At 43.6% G+C, this 18727-nt stretch carries 20 protein-coding genes and 1 other annotated feature; of the genes, 5 read left to right on the forward strand and 15 right to left on the reverse strand.

Annotated features, from left to right (window positions below; genetic code table 11):
* Nucleotides 1-117: 117 nt before the first annotated feature.
* From AC3ISB_RS20190 to AC3ISB_RS20205, 4 genes are all read right to left on the reverse strand, one after another.
* A complete protein-coding gene (locus AC3ISB_RS20190) occupies nt 118-1443 on the reverse strand; it encodes a (Fe-S)-binding protein (RefSeq protein ID WP_489274027.1) in 1326 nt (441 codons plus the stop codon).
* Nucleotides 1440-2852, reverse strand: a complete 1413-nt coding sequence (glcD, locus tag AC3ISB_RS20195) for a glycolate oxidase subunit GlcD (RefSeq protein WP_098370012.1) — start codon at nt 2850-2852, stop codon at nt 1440-1442. The genes AC3ISB_RS20190 and glcD overlap by 4 nt, the downstream gene beginning before the upstream one ends.
* Nucleotides 2853-2970: 118 nt before the next feature.
* Complete coding sequence (locus AC3ISB_RS20200; protein WP_141993884.1) at nt 2971-4083, reverse strand: PucR family transcriptional regulator; 1113 nt, start codon at nt 4081-4083, stop codon at nt 2971-2973.
* A 73-nt stretch (nt 4084-4156) separates the two neighbouring features.
* On the reverse strand, nt 4157-5845 hold the full coding sequence (locus AC3ISB_RS20205; RefSeq protein ID WP_144526573.1) for an L-lactate permease: 1689 nt from the start codon (nt 5843-5845) through the stop codon (nt 4157-4159).
* 254 nt (nt 5846-6099) lie between these two features.
* Between AC3ISB_RS20205 and AC3ISB_RS20210 the strand changes: the two genes are divergently transcribed.
* From AC3ISB_RS20210 to AC3ISB_RS20225, 4 genes are all read left to right on the forward strand, one after another.
* Complete coding sequence (locus AC3ISB_RS20210) at nt 6100-6825, forward strand: FadR/GntR family transcriptional regulator (RefSeq protein ID WP_141993886.1); 726 nt, start codon at nt 6100-6102, stop codon at nt 6823-6825.
* Between the two features lie 186 nt (nt 6826-7011).
* Nucleotides 7012-7728, forward strand: coding sequence for a (Fe-S)-binding protein (locus tag AC3ISB_RS20215; protein ID WP_489274030.1), 717 nt, complete (start codon nt 7012-7014; stop codon nt 7726-7728).
* Between the two features lie 23 nt (nt 7729-7751).
* Nucleotides 7752-9182 carry a LutB/LldF family L-lactate oxidation iron-sulfur protein gene (locus AC3ISB_RS20220; RefSeq protein WP_489274031.1) on the forward strand — a complete coding sequence of 477 codons (1431 nt, stop codon included), beginning with the start codon at nt 7752-7754 and terminating at the stop codon, nt 9180-9182.
* Nucleotides 9176-9880 carry a LutC/YkgG family protein gene (locus AC3ISB_RS20225; RefSeq protein ID WP_489276976.1) on the forward strand — a complete coding sequence of 235 codons (705 nt, stop codon included), beginning with the start codon at nt 9176-9178 and terminating at the stop codon, nt 9878-9880. The genes AC3ISB_RS20220 and AC3ISB_RS20225 overlap by 7 nt, the downstream gene beginning before the upstream one ends.
* 60 nt (nt 9881-9940) lie before the next feature.
* On the opposite strand, the gene AC3ISB_RS20230 is transcribed toward AC3ISB_RS20225, so the two are convergent.
* Nucleotides 9941-11026, reverse strand: a complete 1086-nt coding sequence (locus AC3ISB_RS20230; protein WP_489274033.1) for a M42 family metallopeptidase — start codon at nt 11024-11026, stop codon at nt 9941-9943.
* Between the two features lie 64 nt (nt 11027-11090).
* Nucleotides 11091-11579 carry a dUTP diphosphatase gene (locus AC3ISB_RS20235; protein WP_489274035.1) on the reverse strand — a complete coding sequence of 163 codons (489 nt, stop codon included), beginning with the start codon at nt 11577-11579 and terminating at the stop codon, nt 11091-11093.
* 109 nt (nt 11580-11688) lie between these two features.
* On the opposite strand from AC3ISB_RS20235, the gene AC3ISB_RS20240 reads away from it, so the two are divergent.
* Nucleotides 11689-12069 (forward strand): sigma-w pathway protein ysdB, encoded by a 381-nt coding sequence (locus AC3ISB_RS20240; protein ID WP_141993889.1) that lies wholly within the window; start codon nt 11689-11691, stop codon nt 12067-12069.
* A 53-nt stretch (nt 12070-12122) separates the two neighbouring features.
* On the opposite strand, the gene AC3ISB_RS20245 is transcribed toward AC3ISB_RS20240, so the two are convergent.
* The 9 genes from AC3ISB_RS20245 to ytxC form a co-directional block, all read right to left on the reverse strand.
* The gene (locus AC3ISB_RS20245) at nt 12123-12692 is read right to left on the reverse strand and encodes a TVP38/TMEM64 family protein (RefSeq protein WP_098370002.1); all 570 of its coding nucleotides are present in this window, start codon (nt 12690-12692) and stop codon (nt 12123-12125) included.
* Nucleotides 12693-12752: 60 nt separating this feature from the next.
* The gene (locus AC3ISB_RS20250) at nt 12753-13028 is read right to left on the reverse strand and encodes a DUF1294 domain-containing protein (RefSeq protein ID WP_098370001.1); all 276 of its coding nucleotides are present in this window, start codon (nt 13026-13028) and stop codon (nt 12753-12755) included.
* A gap of 68 nt (nt 13029-13096) precedes the next feature.
* Nucleotides 13097-13456: a 50S ribosomal protein L20 gene (gene rplT, locus AC3ISB_RS20255; RefSeq protein ID WP_034309067.1), complete on the reverse strand. Its 360-nt coding sequence runs from the start codon at nt 13454-13456 to the stop codon at nt 13097-13099.
* A gap of 35 nt (nt 13457-13491) precedes the next feature.
* Nucleotides 13492-13692, reverse strand: coding sequence for a 50S ribosomal protein L35 (rpmI, locus tag AC3ISB_RS20260; protein ID WP_034309070.1), 201 nt, complete (start codon nt 13690-13692; stop codon nt 13492-13494).
* 34 nt (nt 13693-13726) lie between these two features.
* Nucleotides 13727-14227, reverse strand: a complete 501-nt coding sequence (infC, locus tag AC3ISB_RS20265; protein ID WP_034309072.1) for a translation initiation factor IF-3 — start codon at nt 14225-14227, stop codon at nt 13727-13729.
* Between the two features lie 98 nt (nt 14228-14325).
* Nucleotides 14326-14462, reverse strand: a sequence feature (ribosomal protein L20 leader region).
* A gap of 127 nt (nt 14463-14589) precedes the next feature.
* On the reverse strand, nt 14590-15084 hold the full coding sequence (locus AC3ISB_RS20270; RefSeq protein ID WP_141993891.1) for a GNAT family N-acetyltransferase: 495 nt from the start codon (nt 15082-15084) through the stop codon (nt 14590-14592).
* Nucleotides 15085-15137: 53 nt separating this feature from the next.
* Nucleotides 15138-15308, reverse strand: a complete 171-nt coding sequence (locus tag AC3ISB_RS20275; RefSeq protein ID WP_179085987.1) for a hypothetical protein — start codon at nt 15306-15308, stop codon at nt 15138-15140.
* Nucleotides 15309-15430: 122 nt separating this feature from the next.
* Nucleotides 15431-17362: a threonine--tRNA ligase gene (thrS, locus tag AC3ISB_RS20280; protein WP_098369999.1), complete on the reverse strand. Its 1932-nt coding sequence runs from the start codon at nt 17360-17362 to the stop codon at nt 15431-15433.
* Nucleotides 17363-17751: 389 nt separating this feature from the next.
* Nucleotides 17752-18612 (reverse strand): sporulation protein YtxC, encoded by an 861-nt coding sequence (gene ytxC, locus AC3ISB_RS20285; protein ID WP_489274040.1) that lies wholly within the window; start codon nt 18610-18612, stop codon nt 17752-17754.
* Nucleotides 18613-18727: the final 115 nt, after the last annotated feature.

Consider the following 18727-nt stretch of genomic DNA (forward strand, 5'->3'; position numbering starts at 1 on the left):
CAAATTGTTCTCGGCACAGAACGCTTTTTCAATTGAAATCCAGACTTTTCAAGGGTTTCCCCATTTATAAAAATGTAATGTTTAGCCAAATAATTCTATTTCATTTTTTTTCTTCTATTATAATGCCACAGCCTTTATTAGCAGGTCCGCTATATGCACCGCTTTCGTACATTCCCCCAAGTTTTCCCTCTCGATCCCCAATTGCATTTGCAATAGACAGCCAGGGTTTGCCGTGACAACAATATCGGCCTGAGTCGATTTCGTGTGTTCCATTTTGGAGTCGAGGATATTCATGGACATCTCTGATTCAACAATATTATAAATCCCTGCGGAGCCACAGCACCGATCCGCATCCTTCATTTCCCTGAAGTCGATTCCTTCTATCGATTGAAGGAGAATTCGCGGAGCCAAGGAGGTGTTCATCACATTCCGTAAATGACAGGAATCCTGAAAAGTTACCGATTGAGCCGGCAGTTTTAAGCGAACCTTTTCCTGGAAACGCAAATCAACAAGTATCTCGCTGATATCTTTCAACTTATTTTTAAATGCAACTGCACGGTCATGCCATTCCGGTTCAGCTTGGAGCAAATGGTCATAATCTATGAGAAAAGCTCCACAGCCGCCGGCATTCGTAATGATATAATCAACTTCCTCCGCTTCAAAAGCTTCTATATTACGCTTGGCCAGTTGCTTTGCACCTGCTTTTTCACCACTGTGCCCATGCAGCGCCCCGCAACATGCCTGGGATTTCGGAATCACGATTTCACATCCTGCCAGCTGAAGAAGTTTTAGTGTGGCCTTGTTCGTTTCCAAAAACATCGTATCCATCAAGCAGCCGGAAAAGAAAGCCACCTTTTTGAGCGGGGTTCCGATTGCAGGCAGCCCGGTTGGCCTATTTTTCATTTCTGATTTTTTCGGGACTTTCGGCAGCACCTTTTCCATGGTTGCCAAATTATTCGGAAGCATGTTGAGGACTCCCGTTTTTCGGGCCATGTATTGCAGACCTGATCTCTGATAGAAGCCAAGCAAGCTCGTCATGGCCTGCATTCGCTCCTGGTGCGGGAATAACCCACTAAAAACGGCCTTGCGGATCGTTTTTACAGGGTAACTATGCTTTTTATTCTGATGGATGATATCCCTTGCTTCTTCAAGAAGATGTCCATATTTCACACCTGAAGGACACACAGGTTCACAAGCCCTGCAGCCGAGGCAAAGACTTAATGAACGTTCTACATCCTCATCGGGCTCAATCACACCATCCGCCACCGCTTTCATAAGTGCAATCCGGCCCCTTGGTGAATGGGATTCCTTCAGCCCCGATTCAATATATGTCGGGCAGTGGGGTAAGCAAAAGCCGCAGCGCATACAATTCAACAATTCATCTTCATTCATTTTTTCAGCGAATTGCATGGCGATGATTTCCCTTTCCTGAACTGTCGTCATGAAGAAACCACCACCCTTTTCCTGGTTTCCTTGGCAAATACTTTGCCTGGATTCATGATGTTATTGGGATCAAAAGCTTGTTTAATCGCTCTCATGGCATCAATCCCTTCTTTCTTCAGCTTCCATTCAAGATAAGGGGCCTTCATCGCCCCTACACCATGTTCACCGGTAATCGTCCCGCCAAGGTCGATAGCCGCGGCAAAAATGTCGGCAAAAGCGAGCTCCACTCTCTCCATTTCCTCATGATCACGAGCGTCGGTAATGCACGTTGGATGCAGGTTCCCATCCCCAGCATGGCCGAAAGTGCAAATGTCCACGTTATGCTTGACAGCGATCTCATTAATCGCCTTAACCATCTTGGCAATTTCCGACCGTGGAACGGTGGCATCTTCCAAAATGGTCGTCGGCTTGAGGCGTGCCAGTGCAGAGAGGGCTGTCCGTCTTGCGGTTTTCAAGGCGGCAGCGTCAGATTCCGTTTCGGCAATTTCCACTGAAACCGCCTTTTCCTGTAGACAAATATCGGCCATCCTTTTCATATCACGTTCCACCACTTCAGGCGGACCATCTTGTTCAATTAGCAGGACGGCTTCCACATTGGTGGGCAAACCGATTTTCGCGAAGTCCTCAACCACGATCAACGTCGGCCGATCCAGAAATTCCAATGTAACTGGAATGATTTTATTTGAAATGATCTTGGCCACTGACTGGGCTGCAGCATCCAGATCTTGATATAAGGCAAGCATCGTCTTTGTCGTTTCCGGCATTGGGATCAGCTTTAAGATCGCTTCCGTAACGATGCCCAACGTCCCTTCTGACCCGACAAAAAGTTTCGTTAAATCATATCCGGCTACATCTTTGGCAAGCTTGCCCCCTGTTCGAATGATGTCCCCATTCGGAAGGACCACTTCTAGCCCGATGACATAATCACGGGTGACTCCGTACTTTAATCCTCGCAGTCCACCAGAGTTCTCATTAATGTTTCCGCCAATAGTGGAGATTTTCATCGAACTGGGATCCGGCGGATAAAACAATCCCTTTTCTTCAACTGCTGAAATCAAGTCCAATGTGATAAGCCCAGGCTGTACGGTCGCCGTTAAGTTCTCCTCATCTATTTCAAGTAATGAATTCATTCGATTGAATAAAAGCACAAGCCCCCCCTCTGTCGGGCAAGTGCCTCCGCTTAAATTCGTCCCAGACCCGCGTGGAACGATCGGAACATGGTATTCATTGCAAACTTTGACGATGGCTGCGATTTCAGCTGTGCAGCCCGGTTTAATGACAGCATCAGGCATCGCTTGAAACCCTGGCGTTGCATCATATGAATAGACTAGACATTCCACTTTCGAGTCATCGAAATTCTCCTGACCGACGATGGTAAGAAGTAGCTGCTTAACCTGTTTTGTTAACATGTACATCCTCCTCATATAAACATAGGAAATTCGAGATTTTTTATATGATGTAAGTATAAGAAAGAAAACACTCTATCATCTATGTATGAACATATAGAATTTAGAGCTTTCCATAGAATTAATTTGTATGTTTATCCAATATACTTAATGCTAGATACATAGTGACTAAATCGTCTAGCTTCCTGGGATTCAGGCGGGTCAAATCTTCTATGCGCTTGAGCCTGTAATGGAGGGTATTGATATGGATATGCAGGGCTCTAGCGGTCTCCTTTAAGGATAGATCACATGCAAAATACATGGAAAGGGTTTTAAGCAGCTCCTCATTAGGAAGCAACTCCTGAATCGTCCGGGATAAATATTCCTGTCTTGTTTCAGCGGTAACTTCATCAAGCAGGACCTCAAGCTTCAAGTCCTCGTCTAATATGATCCCCGATGAAGGAAGCGCGATTTTCAAAGAACGTTCCGCTTTAAAAAACGCTGACCTGAAAGCGGATCCCGATGCACGCGAACTAACTCCTGCACACACTTTATAACCCGAACTCTCTTCCAGCTTTTTTTGGAGTTTACTTAATTTCTTTAATTGCTGGATTTTTGTACCGATGAAATCGGCTATAGAAAGAATGACGAATTGGTTCCTCCCCCATCGGACTGCGATGTCATTGGGATGCTGCTGTCTTATGTATATCTGAAGCGTTCTCCACACATGAGGTTCAATGATTTCCTCAGTCTTAAATTCACCAAGGGTGATGATCCGGTCTGCATGAACATCGACCCCAAGCAACTTGGCCTTCTGAAGGAAAAGCTCATTGAACGTCTCCAGCTGATGCCATTCAAATACAAAGAATTCCATCAGACGTGATTGGGATTCTGCTTGTTCGATATGATAGCTTTCCTGAATGAACATCTCCGTCATCTTTTTTAAAAGTTCCGCATAGGGGGAAACATGTTTGGGGTCGCCTGTAATTCCAATGACACAAACTGCTTCCTGGTTGAAGAAAATAGGTAGATTTATACCTGCCTTCACTCCTTTCCAACTTCGTTCATCCTGTTTATTGATGATCAATTTCTCACGATTTTTGAAAGCGTGGATAGCTCCTTCATGATAAGCTCCAATACGGCTGTTATCGGTGCTGGCGATAATCGTGCCAGCATGATCAATAATGATGATTTCCTCATCAATCAGTTTCCGAACCTCATGAACCAATTTTCCTGCCACAGCTGTCAATTGCATGATATGTCCTCCTTTTTTGATTGGCCTTGAAAATATTTCGAGGCTCCCCTATGAAAAGGGAGCCTCATTCTACTTATGGAATCATCCAGGAAAGGACGCCATTTTGCAAGAAGGTAATCACACAAACAAGCAGCAATAAAAATAAACTATGTTTGAGCGTGAATCTCAATAATTCCGATTCCCTGCCCGCCAATCCAACGGCAGCACATGCAATCGCTATCGATTGGGGGGAAATCATCTTTCCGGTGACCCCTCCGGAAGAGTTCGCCCCAAGTGCCAAGACCGGCTCCATCCCCACTTTAAGTGCGGTCACTTTTTGCAGACTGCCAAATAAGAGGTTGGCTGATGTATCCGAGCCGGTAATGAACACACCCAGCCAGCCGAGAACCGGTGCGAAGAACGGAAATAAATCACCCGATTTTGCAAGGGTCATCCCTAATGTTGTCGACATGCCTGAAGAATTCGTTACATAGGCAAAAGCCACCACGGCAGAAATCATCAAGATTGGTTTTGCCAACTCTTTCATCGCTTCAACAAAGGTGCTATAAACGTCTTTTGCAGACATGTGTGCGATGAACTTCGTTACGATGGCAGCCAGTAAAATCGCAGTCCCGGCCGCTCCGAGCAGTTCTATTTTATAGAAAGCCGCAATCGGCAATCCATCGCTTCCGATTATCGCATTATGCAGACCTGGGACTTCGATTTGGAAGGTTAATAGTTTCCCGATTTCATTGATTCCGCCAAGCAACGCATTGTTGCCTTCATAATGCCCTGAGAGTGCCGGCTTTATTGGGTTCATCCCCCATATTGTTATGAAAAGCGTTAACAGAAGGAATGGTGACCAAGCATGGAATATCTGCCATTTCGTGTATTTTGTTTCCGCTTCTGCCGTATATAAAGGTTCGACGGCTGCTGCCGTTTCCTCGGATGCAAAGCGAAAGATCGTTTTAGGTTTCCAGAATTTAAGGAAAATTGCCAATGCAAATAGTGACACTAACGCGGAAAGGATGTCCGGTAATTCTGGCCCAAGAAAATTTGAGCTTAAGTACTGTGTGATGGCAAAGGAAAATCCGGAAACCAATATTGCCGGCAAGACTTCAAGTGACCTTTTCCACCCAGTCATTATTAATATGAGATATAGCGGAATGAAAGCCGAAAGGAATGGCAATTGGCGGCCGACCATTTTTGAAATCTCCATGGCGGCTATGCCAGTCGGGCCTTCCATGGCGATGATCGGTATTCCAACCGCCCCGAATGCTACCGGAGCGGTATTCGCGATCAAACAAATCCCGGCAGCATATAGCGGGTTAAATCCGAGACCGACCAAAAGCGCGGCTGAAATGGCAACCGGTGCCCCAAATCCCGCGGCACCTTCTAAAAAGGCCCCGAAAGAAAATGCCACCAATAATGCCTGGAGGCGGCGGTCTTCCGTAAGCGAAAGCACCGAAGAACGAATGATATTGAATTGTCCGCTTTTAACAGTCATTTTGTACAAAAATACGGAAGTGATGATTATCCACCCGATTGGGAGCAGCCCATATACGGCTCCTTGTGAAGCGGACATCACTGCTTTTCCTGCAGGCATTCCATATATCAATACAGCCACTGCAAGAGCTACAAGCAACGTGGTTATACCTGCAATGTAACCTTTCATCCGTTTGATGGTAAGTGCCCAAAAAAAGTAAAGAATTGGAATGAGTGCGGCAAGAGATGATAAAACTAAATTATCGGTGATCGGCGTAAAGTTTTGTGTCCATGTCATTCATTTCGACTCCATTTTCTATAAATTTTTTAAATAATTCAGAAATCAACCGCTAATTGAAACCCCTTACATATCTGAAAATTCTAAGTCATCAGATGACTTGATGAGTACTCATTAAAATTAAATGATTAAAAATATAAAATCAAGATTTTTTTTATTTTTTGTTGATTTTTTAACCTTCTGGAAGTGTCAAAGATCATTTGTGTTATATAATATTAACCAGAGAAACTCATAGAAAATAGAGGTGCTACTACTTGGTATATAAAAAAATAAAGCCGAAAAAAATTTATGAAGAAGTCAGCGATGAACTTTATGAAATGATTCGGTCAGGCAGCCTGAAACCCGGTGAACAATTGGATTCCATTCAGCAGCTTGCGGAAAATTTCCAAGTCGGGCGCCCGGCCATCCGCGAAGCATTAAGTGCATTGAGTTCAATGGGTCTTATTGAAATAAAACAAGGTGAAGGAACATTCGTCAAAACCTTCGACCCCACCATCATGAACCATCCCTTGTCTGCCGCCCTTTTGATGGATCAAGCCAATATCAAGCATTTACTGGAAGTCCGGAAAATACTTGAGTCCGGTACGGCAGAAGTGGCAGCGAAGATGAGAACGAAAGAAAACCTTATCGAACTCAAGGAAAGTCTTTTTAATATGGAAAAGGTATCCGACGATGAAGAACTCAGTGATAAAGCAGATATCGCCTTCCATGTTGCAGTGGCAAATGCATCACAAAATGAACTGCTGATTACATTGATGAACCACGTTTCAGAATTAATGACGGAAAAGATGGGTGATATCCGCCGGATAGCGCTATATTCCGAAGAGATGACACTTAAGCAGCTTTACCAGCAGCATGTCCGGATTCATGATGCAATCGTGGCAAAGGATGAAGACGGAGCGCGCAGTGCCATGCTGTTTCACCTTCAAAGTGTCGAGGAATCACTGGACCGGGTCATCCAAAAAAATCAGCAAAATTAGAGTTGACCTTCCTTTAAATTTCAAAAATACCCTATACAAAAAAGGATTAAATTGATATATTATTTTGAAAACGATTACTTCATTTAAAAAATCTTGGAAATTGGTATATTCTCTTAACCATTTCCTTTTTCCATTTTCTAGTCATCAGATGACCTGTTAACCTATTTGAATAAGGAGGAGTTCAAATTGAAAGTTACTCTCTTTGCAACATGTTTAGTGGATTTGTTTCAATCCAATGTCGGCAAAGCGACAGTGGAGCTACTCGAGAGATTAGGCTGTGAGATCGATTTCCCGGAGTCCCAGATATGCTGCGGACAGCCCGCATATAATAGCGGGTATACGAAGGAATCGAAGGAAGCTATGAAAAAGATGATTAAAACGTTCGCAGATGCTGAATACATCGTAACCCCTTCCGGTTCCTGCGCAGCGATGTTCAAAGAATATCCGGTCCTTTTCAAAGGCGATGCCGAATGGGAAAAGAGGGCGGAATCATTAGCGGTTAAAACATATGAATTGACCCAATTCATCGTGGATGTCTTAAAAGTGACCGATGTCGGGGCGACCCTTAAGGGAAAGGCAACTTATCATACTTCATGCCATATGACACGGCTGCTTAAGGTGAAGGAAGCACCTGCCATTTTGTTAAGCCATGTCAGGGGGCTGGAAATGACACCACTTCCAGATGCCCAAAACTGCTGCGGGTTCGGGGGGACCTTTTCGGTTAAGATGGGGGACATTTCCGGGCAAATGGTCGAGGAGAAGGTCTGCAATATTGAAGCTACCGGCGCTGATTTTTTAATAGGCGGGGATGCAGGATGTTTGATGAATATCGGCGGACGGATCCAAAGGAAGGGGCAACCGGTGAGAGTGCTTCATATCGCGGAAGTCCTGAATAGTATTTAAAGAAAGCGAGGAGGGAAAAACTAATGGCTATGAAAACCAGCTCTGCCAAGTTTAAAGACCGGGTGGATGAAGGAATACATAATGATTTTATGCGATTGGCCGTATCGAGTGCCCAAGAACGATTACACGGAAGGCGTCTGACTGCCGTTGATGAATTGGGAAGCTGGGAGGATTGGCGGTCCCTTGGGGAAGAAATCCGGCAGCATGTGCTTAGTAACCTTGATTTCTATTTGCACCAGCTTGCAGAAAACGTTTCGAAAAGGGGCGGTCATGTCTTCTTCGCTGAAACCGCTGAAGAAGCAAGCGGCTACATTAAGGATGTCATTGTAAAAAAGAACGCCAAAAAGGTCGTGAAATCCAAATCGATGGTCACGGAAGAGATCAATTTGAATGCGACTCTTGAAGCAGTTGGCCTCGATGTCGTTGAAACGGACCTTGGTGAATATATTCTACAAGTGGATGATCATGATCCCCCTTCCCATATCGTCGCACCTGCTCTCCATAAAAATAAGGAGCAGATTAGGGATGTTTTTAAAGAAAAGCTTGCATATACGCAAACCGAAAAACCGGAAGAGCTTACCGCCCATGTGCGGGGCATTCTGCGGAAAGATTTCTTAAGCGCCGATGTGGGCATTACTGGCTGTAATTTTGCTATTGCGGAAACAGGCTCGATCGGTTTGGTGACGAATGAAGGAAATGCCGATTTGGTCACTGCCCTCCCAAAAACGCAAATCACCGTGATGGGAATGGAACGGCTTGTACCTACATTCGATGAATTCGAAGTCCTTGTCAGCTTATTGACAAGAAGCGCTGTCGGCCAAAGGTTGACCAGTTACATCACCGCACTTACCGGGCCGCGTGATGAAGGAGATATAGACGGCCCCGAGGAATTTCACCTTGTGATCGTAGATAATGGACGCTCCTCCATTTTAGGAACTGAGTTTCAATCCGTTCTTCAATGCATTCGATGTGCTGCCTGTATAAATGTTTGCCCGGTTTATCGCCAGGTTGGCGGTCATTCATATGGTTCAATATATCCAGGACCAATCGGTGCTGTGCTTTCCCCCTTACTCGGGGGGTATGATGATTTCAAGGAGCTGCCATATGCCTCCACTCTTTGTGCGGCCTGTACAGATGCCTGTCCGGTTAAGATTCCTCTCCATGACTTACTGAGGAAGCATCGTGAAGTCATCGTTGAAAAGGAAAAAATGGCGCCATTCTCAGAAAAGATGGCCATGAAAGCCTTCGGAATCGGTGCGGCCTCGCCTATGCTTTATAAGTTCGGCTCCAAAATGGCCCCATCCGCGATGTCTCCTTTTAAAACGGGGGATATCATCTCGAAAGGACCGGGACCACTCAAAACTTGGACAGAAAGCCGCGAGTTCCCTGCTCCAGGGAAAGAGAGCTTTCGGGACTGGTTCAAAAATCGGGAAAAAGGAGGGAAACCATCATGAATGGAACCATCCATAATGAAGGGACATTTTTAAACAATATAGCCAAAAACCTGGGAAGGGCTCCTATTACGGAAGGCATCTCCGTTCCGGAATGGAAGCACGCCCCCCAAAAAGAAGTTTTGAAACATGCGACACCAAATGACCTTGTTGCGGAATTGGAGGAGCAATGTAAACGGGTGCATACTCAGTTTCACGTTACCGACTCCAAGCAAGTGATGCATTGTTTAAAACAGGTGATCGAGGAACTTGGAAACGGACCCTTGATCATTCCTAAGGACGATCGATTTTCCGACTATGGATTGGAGGGTATCTTAAAGGAAAAAGATGTCCATATATGGGATCACCAAGCCGGGAAAGAAAATATCGAAAAAGCAGAAAGAGCTAACATCGGAATCACATTCAGTGAGATGACACTAGCAGAATCAGCGACCGTCGTCTTGTTCAGCGATAAGGACCATGGCCGTTCCATCAGCTTCCTTCCTTCCTGTCATGTTTCCATCATTCCAAAAAGCACCATCGTTCCGCGAATGACACAGGCTGCAGCGGCCATCCGTTCAAAAGTTACCCGGGGCGAAGTCGTTCCTTCCTGCATCAACTTCATAACAGGGCCGAGCAATTCTGCTGATATCGAAATGGACCTTGTCGTCGGCGTCCATGGTCCCATCAAAGCAGTCTATATAATCGTCGAAGATAAGTAGAAATAAGGAAAAGAAAATGGAGATGACCTGATTAGGCCTCTCCATTTTTAACTTTCTATATTACTCGTAAATGATCCGATCAACCGCTTCACGATCGAGACGTTTGATCACTTCGACAATGAGCTTAACTGCATTCTCATAATCATCCCGGTGGAGCATTGCTGCGTGTGAATGAATGTAGCGTGTGGCAATCGTGATTGCCAGTGCGGGAACACCATTTGCAGTTAAATGGATGGAGCCGGCATCCGTCCCGCCGCCTGGAATCGATTCATATTGATAAGGAATATTCATTTCATCAGCCGTGTCGGTGACGAAATCGCGTAATCCCTTATGTGCCACCATCGATGAATCATAGATGACGATTTGCGGGCCTTCCCCCATCTTACTCATCGCTTCTTTTTCGGAAACCCCCGGTGTATCACCAGCAATGCCAACATCGACGGCAAAACCGATATCCGGCTGAATTTTGAATGTGGATGTTTTGGAGCCACGCAGGCCGACCTCTTCTTGCACAGCGCCAATTCCATAAACTACATTAGGATGGTCGCTGTCTTTCAGCTGTTTAAGCACATCAATGGCGATTGCACAGCCAATTCGATTGTCCCAGGCTTTGGCAAGCAGCATCTTTTCATTATTCATGACCGTGAATTCAAAATATGGCACAACCATATCCCCTGGCTTGACGCCCCATTCCTTAACCTCTTCTTTGCTGGATACACCGATATCAATAAACATATCCTTAATATCAACCGGCTTCTTCCGCGCCTCCGCTGACAGGATGTGCGGCGGCTTGGAACCGATAATGCCAGTTAGATCACCTTTACTTGTAACGATCGTCACGCGCTGGGCCAGCATTACTTGTGACCACCAACCCCCTACTGGCTGAAAACGCAAAAATCCTTTATCATCAATTTGGGTGATCATGAAACCGACCTCGTCCATATGCCCGGTAACGATGATTTTCGGTCCGTTTTCATCACCTGTTTTCTTGGCAATCAAACTTCCCAGGCCATCTGTCGATATTTCATCCGCAAATGGTGTTATGTATTCGGTCATCACTTTTCTTACTTCACTTTCATTTCCTGCGATGCCTTTAGCATCCGTTAAGTCAGCAAGCATCCTTAACGTTTCATCCAATTGAGCCATACTTATACCTCCCTATAACTTACATTACAAGAATAATTATACAGATAATCGATTGCATAAACAATCAGTAGCCTTGCTTTTGCCTTTCGTAATTCACTTCATTTTTGCTTACATATGCTTTTTCCACATCCACTGCTGAAAATCCAAGCAACTCCCCTAAATGTAAATACGCAGCAAAAACCTTTTGGAAAGATGCCTCTGTCAACTGTGTGCGAAATTCACTGATGTAGCCGTAAATAGCAGTAAATTGAACCGTCAGATCCTCCTGATTCACCTTGAAGGCGGAAGGAACTTCCGGTACAAATCCCCGTTCGATTCCAAGTGACAAAATGAAATGAATGCCATCCACGTATTCAGCCAATATCGTTTCTTTATCAGAGGGGCCTTTAAGACTCCAGAATTTAAAACATCTTGTTTCATTGGCAAGCTCTCCAAGCTCCACTAAAAGAGCAAGTATCTTCCGTTCCACTAAATCTTCAGCACCCAAATCATGCTTTGATTGTATATGCTCGTCCAAAGCTGCCTGCATTTCCATTAATTTACCTATATTCATTTTCATCACTTCTTTCTATCGTCTTCCCCTAAATTATATCAAATAAATGAAACTTATTAAAAACCCATACGTAAATGAAGGGAATCACTCTGTTTAAGGAGGTAGAACCATGGTATTGATCATGCGGTTCATTCTTTTGACTCTCATTATTTTCTTAATATATACAGTCATCAAATACCTATTTAATCCGAAAAGAAAATTAGAACTTGCACATGAACAGAAAAAGTTCTTTCTGCTCGACGATACAGCCAATATACGAAAGAATTTTTTATTGACGTACAACGGGGTGATGTTTGAAGGGGAAAAGTATTTAGGGACGACGGAACGCTCCTTCGAGGTCATCTCCATCTTCATATGGCCTAAAAAAATGGCCGGCCTGAAAGGCTTGAAGCGAAATGACTTCTTAAAAATCGAGGCAGCCATTAAAAAACATTATCCGGATGCCGTTATTGATTGGAAGAGCCCGGTAAAGGAGTTTTTACAAAAATGAAAAAAATTAAACGTAATGAAGAGCCTTGAGAAAAATGGACTCAAGGCTCTATATTAATCATCTGAACGAAAAAATTCCTTCCAAGGGACGACCGTCTGCTTCTCTCTCAATAAATATATCAATAAGGTTAAGGATAATAAAATGATGACGATCATCGTTGGACTGAAATCTGCAATATAGTGGCCAAAAACCGTGTATACGAATGCTACAGGGAGATTGGTCATGAAGGATAGATAAAAATAATTTTTCAGCCCTTTATTGGATTCCAATAAGCAAAGCGACAGTAAGTAAAAGTGTATGAATGGTATTAGCCTCAGTACTGCAATTTGCCGGCTATTTAGCTTTCGATTTCCAAACAGCTTATTCTTTAGCCGCAGCAGCCTATCCTTTGTTTTCGGAAATTTGCCTATCACGAAATAAAAGGCCATACTGGACAACGTCAAACCGATTACCGAATAGATGGTTCCAAAGGCTGCCCCGAATAATACTCCGCCAGACATGCAAACCACAATGACGGGAATGAATAAAAATTGCCTTAATAAATGAAAAGTGATAAAAATCAACGGTGCAAACACGCTTCCAGATTGAACGTAGCTCATCACAAGTGTCAGTTTATCATTCATGCTCTCCCTCCAGCTACTCTTTGCTGCTTCTACAAGCATATACATCATACGGGCTACATATTACAATTGAATGAATATCTTGATCAATAAGGCTATCTGAAGAATCATCAATAGGGGCAGGCCCCACTTAAAAGCGGCATGCTTCGTCTTATGGCGGAATTGTTTCATCCCCAAAAAGGACCCAGTCCCCCCGCCTATGACCGCCCAAAACCAAAGTGTCCTTTCGCTGATCCGGAACTCCCCATTACGCGCTTTCCTTTTGTCGATTCCCATTAAGGCAAATCCGATGATGTTCGTGATGATCATATAAGCAGCAATGAACCATACTCCTTGCATTTTCATTCCCTCCTTTAAATATGTAAAAAGCCACCCTCTTGAAAAGAGAGTGGCTGTATCAGTCAGACTTATTTGTCTAATTGTTGTTTAGCAGCAGTTGCTAATTGAGCAAAAGCTTGTTCGTCAGCAACAGCAAGATCAGCAAGCATTTTGCGGTTCACTTCGATACCAGCAAGCTTTAGACCATGCATTAAACGGCTGTAAGAAAGACCGTTGATGCGTGCTGCAGCGTTGATACGAGTGATCCAAAGTTTGCGGAAATCACGTTTCTTTTGACGACGGTCACGGAAAGCATAGTTCCCTGACTTCATTACTTGTTGGTTAGCTACTTTGAAAAGAATATGTTTCGCGCCATAGTAACCTTTAGCTAATTTTATTACCTTTTTACGACGTTTGCGAGTAACAGTACCGCCTTTTACACGTGGCATGTTATTTCCCTCCTATTTAACTCGATAAATCGAACTTATTTAATGTTGTCTAGCATATGACGAATACGTTTGAAGTCACCTTTGCTTACAAGGCTAGCTTTGCGAAGCTTACGCTTTTGCTTAGTAGATTTGTTAGCAAATAAATGGCTTGTGTAAGCGTTAGAACGCTTAAGTTTGCCGGATCCAGTCTTTTTGAAACGTTTAGCAGATCCGCGGTGAGTTTTCATTTTAGGCATAAGGTATTCCTCCTCATTACAAATTACTTTACAATTACTTTTCGTTTTTCGGTGCTAAGATAATGAACATGCTGCGCCCGTCCATTTTTGGGTGTTGCTCGATTGTAGCCACTTCTTTACATGCTTCAGAAAAACGAACGAGTACACGTTGACCAATTTCCTTATGCGTAATGGCACGTCCTTTGAATCGGATAGAAGCTTTTACTTTATCGCCTTTTTCAAGGAATTTAATACCGTTGCGAAGCTTCGTATTGAAATCATGTTCTTCAATCGTCGGGCTCAAACGAACCTCTTTCAGACTGATGACTTTTTGATTTTTACGTGCTTCCTTGTCTTTCTTTTGCTGCTCGAAGCGGTGTTTTCCGTAGTCCATGATCCGGGCTACCGGAGGCTTTGCATTTGCAGCAACTAAAACTAGATCAAGATTTACACGAGCGGCAATTTCCAATGCTTCGAATTTCGTTTTAATTCCAAGTTGTTCTCCGTTTTGGTCAATAAGACGAACTTCACGGGCTCGGATGCCCTCGTTTACCATCGCGTCTTTACTAATAGTTAGCCACCTCCAAAGATATTGGCGAATACGAATATTTGAATAAATTCGGTCACGCTCACAACTCGCTTACAGGATATAATCATAATAAAAAAGTGTGGATGCATGCTGCACCCACACTGATAGACTCATTCAGAAAGATCCAAATAATCAAATCATGACCTGTTAACTGCATTGTTTGCGTCAACCAGGTGAGAAGCGGGTGCTTCTTCTTTTCATCAAACACGTATTCAATTCACTTTAGAAATATATCATAAACACTGATGACTTGTCAAATGCTAAATTTTATTCGTTTTTCACAACAAAATTAATATTATCAGACATTCAGTTATTTGACAATACGTTTTTTAAAGTAATTTGGACAAAAAATATTCATCATGATACTTTCCATCAAAAAACAGTGATTCCCGCTTTATTCCTTCCTTTTCAAAACCCATCTTTCGATATAAGGAAAGCGCAGTGGCGTTGTTTGCGATGACGGACAATTCCAGGCGCCGTATTTCGTTTGTCCGTGCATGCTCCTCCATTTTCTGAAATAGCTTCGTACCGATACCTTTTCCTCTGTCCTGTTCATTGATGCCGATGACGATTTTGGCTGAATGCCTCGTTCGGCCCATTTGATTGCCCAATAAGATTAAATAACCTTTCAACTCATGGCCGCTAGCAGCAACGAGGAAAACGGAAAGGGGATTTTTTTCGATTTGCTCCATTTGCTTTTCCATTTGTTTCCCCGTCGCTTTTCTTTCCCCAGGGTTGAACAGCATATACCCGGAATCTTCAACATGATTGAACAGAGCAGCTAGGTTACACGCGTCTTTCCTTGAAGCCTTTCTAATCTCCATTTATCCCCACTCCCCCTTTGGTTACAGTCCATACTGATCGAAGCGATCAAATGCTAAGAGTTTTCTTTCGCCTTTTTCTTTTTCTCAATGGTGTCCCAGGAAAATAGGACTATCCAAAAAAGCAGGACCGGGACAATGGCATATTGTCGATAATCATCCAATAACAATAAGATGATGATGACAAGAAATGTCGGTCCGAATAGATAAGAAAATTTCTTTTTCATGCTGACCCTCCTTTTCATTGCTGTACATATTTTCACATGATGTTTTCATTTTATCATGCCTTAATTTTATCATGCCTTAATTAAGAAGAGGGACACAACTATATGTGCCCCTCTTTTTGCTTTTAACGGCTTACTTCCGCCTTAATCGCTGAAACGAAATCTTCAAAAGCGATCGTTTCGGATTTTTGTTCACCATATTTACGTACATTCACGCTGCCTTCTTTGACTTCATTGTCTCCAACAACCAGCATGTACGGGATTTTTTGCATTTGCGCTTCACGGATTTTGTAACCGATTTTCTCGTCACGTGTATCCAGGTCGACACGAATGCCTTGCGCTTTAAGTTTTTCCTGTACTTCTTTCGCATAATCCAAGTGCACTTCAGGTGAGACCGGAATCACTTGCGCTTGGATAGGTGCAAGCCAAGTCGGGAATGCCCCCTTGTATTCTTCGATCAAGTAAGCGACAAAACGTTCCATTGTGGAAACGACGCCGCGGTGGATAACGACCGGACGGTGCTGTTTGCCGTCCTCACCGACGTAATTAAGATCAAAACGTTCAGGAAGCAAGAAATCAAGCTGAACAGTGGAAAGCGTTTCATCTTTCCCTAAGGCAGTACGCACCTGAACATCAAGCTTAGGACCGTAGAATGCCGCTTCACCTTCCGCTTCAAAGTAATCCAGGCCAAGTTCATCCATGGCGCCTTTTAACATGCTTTGTGCTTTTTCCCACATGTCATCATCATCGAAGTATTTTTCTGTATCCTGAGGATCGCGATAAGACAGTCGGAATGAATAATCCTTGATATCGAAATCTTTATATACTTCCAGAACCAGGTTCACAACGCGCTTGAACTCTTCTTTGATTTGGTCGGGTCGGACGAAAATGTGCGCATCATTCAATGTCATTCCACGTACACGCTGGAGGCCTGAAAGGGCACCTGACATTTCATAGCGGTGCATCAAGCCTAGCTCGGCAATCCGAATTGGCAGTTCGCGGTAGCTGTGGATACTGTTTTTATAGACCATCATGTGATGCGGACAGTTCATCGGACGCAGGACAAGCTGTTCGTTTTCCATTTCCATGACAGGGAACATGCCGTCCTGGTAATGATCCCAGTGTCCAGATGTTTTATAAAGGTCCACGCTTCCCATTACAGGTGTGTAGACATGGTCATAACCCAATCGTTCTTCCTTGTCCACGATATATCTTTCGATTGTCCGACGGATGGTCGCGCCTTTTGGCAACCACATCGGCAACCCTTGCCCCACTTTCTGTGAGCTCATGAACAAGTTCAATTCCTTACCGATTTTACGATGGTCACGTTCCTTGGCTTCTTCAAGGAAACGGAGGTGTTCGGCCAAATCTTCTTTTTTATAGAAAGCCGTACCGTAAATGCGTTGAAGCATTTTGTTTTTGCTATCGCCTCTCCAGTACGCTCCAGCGATGCTCAATAGCTTGAACTCTTTGATTTTCCCCGTTGATGGAACATGAATTCCACGACAAAGGTCAAAGAATTCACCCTGCTCATAAAGCGTTACCTGCTGATCGGCAGGAATCGCATCGATCAACTCCAATTTATACTCGTCGCCGATTTCTTTAAAACGGGAAATCGCTTCATCACGACTCACTTCGATGCGGGAAATTTCCAAGTTTTCGTTGACGATTTTCTTCATTTCTTTTTCAATCAATGGAAGGTCTTCGGGAGTCAATGATTCCTCCAGATCCATATCATAGTAAAAGCCGCCCTCGATGACCGGACCTACGCCGAATTTAGCGTTTTTGTACAAACGTTTGATCGCTTGTGCCATCAAGTGTGCTGTACTGTGACGCAATACTTCAAGAGCATCCGCTGCGTCCTGTGTGACGATTTCGATTGTACCATCTTGTTCAATCGGACGTTTCAAATCATATAATTCACCATTGAATTTTCCGGCAATGGATTTTTTCCTTAAACCAGGACTGATGGATGCAGCGATGTCTTCAGTTGTTGTGCCTTTAGCAAACTCCTTAACCGCTCCGTCAGGAAAAGATATTTTCAGTAATTCTGACATTCAGTTTCACTCCTTCTTATTGTTCGAACAAATTACAGGTTTTTGATTCCATTACAACACAAAAAAGCCCGCCCCTGTATAAAACAGGGACGAGCTTAGTAATAAATATCATTAACCCGCGGTTCCACCCTCGTTCCAGCTTGCTTTTCACGGCAAAATGGCACTTGTAACTTGGTAACGGCAGCTTCCCGTCAGCTCATATTCGCAGAATGCCTGCTTTCCGAGCCGAAGTTTAAAGGTGGTAAGTGTTCCATGCGAATAGGAAGCTTACAGCCTGTTGGCTCCCCTCTCTGATAATCGGCGACTAGAATACCCTTGTCCTCATCATAACTTTTAGTTTTTTAATAGTATGTAGGAAATTATAATTTGTTATACGGTGAAAATCAAGGTTAATTTTCTTTTTTCCACGAAAGATCATTCAAATGCATCGAAAATGACGAAAGTGGCAAGATGGTCGCCCGTTCTTCGAAAATCCTTGAAATGGTCTGGATCAGCCCTTCTTCCTTGTCATCGGTATAGATGCACAAGTTTTCGGGTGCAATCGATAAAAGCGGGGCAAGTATCACCGTATCGAGAAAAAGTGAACTTTTGACAAGAAGCCTCCTGTCGATCATACTATTGATTTTTGGCCGGTCGAGTTTGCTGAATTTCTGATCATAGAAATGAAAACCATCCCGGTTGACCAGGTGCAGCTTTCTTAATTTCGACTCCTGCCCATGAAGGCAATCACGGAGAGTGGCAATGAAATTTTGATAGTCCTGTTCCAGCTTGTATTCATCAATAGCCTTAACGACATACTTTTCCAAAGTGTGCTGAAATGATTTTAAACGGAAGGTCGTAAAAGAATCGAATGAAAAAGATACCTTCCCAGCCAAGATGCTTTGAAGTCCTTCCTCAATCAATCGTTTCTCCTTACTGAATGCTCCATCTTGATTCCTGGCTCTTTCCACCTCGATGATCGATGATGCAATTTCAATGATGGCTTCAATTTCTTCCCGTTCCCTATAAAAAAATTTACCGACTATTATTTGCTCCAGAACAGGAAGCGTCTTTTCTTCCAATAAAAAAGAATGAAATGCATCACGAAGCAGAATTAGCCATTTATCACCTGAAGACTTCGTCATATCCACATGCATGCCTTGTTGCGGAAGAAATCGAATGTATGCTTGAAATTCTGCCCCCAGTGGATGGACAGAAACAAAATTCAGTAATTTCATTGCCTCTGAATCGTTTTGAAACGAAATTTGCACTACGACATCCCCCCTTCCCCCTTGCTTCTTTGTTCATGTATATGGGGATGGGGACGTGTTTAGAAGTAGGATGGGCCTTGTAAAAGAAAAAAGTGACCTCCATTAAGAGACCACT

The sequence above is a fragment of the Peribacillus sp. GL_122 genome (assembly GCF_057835005.1).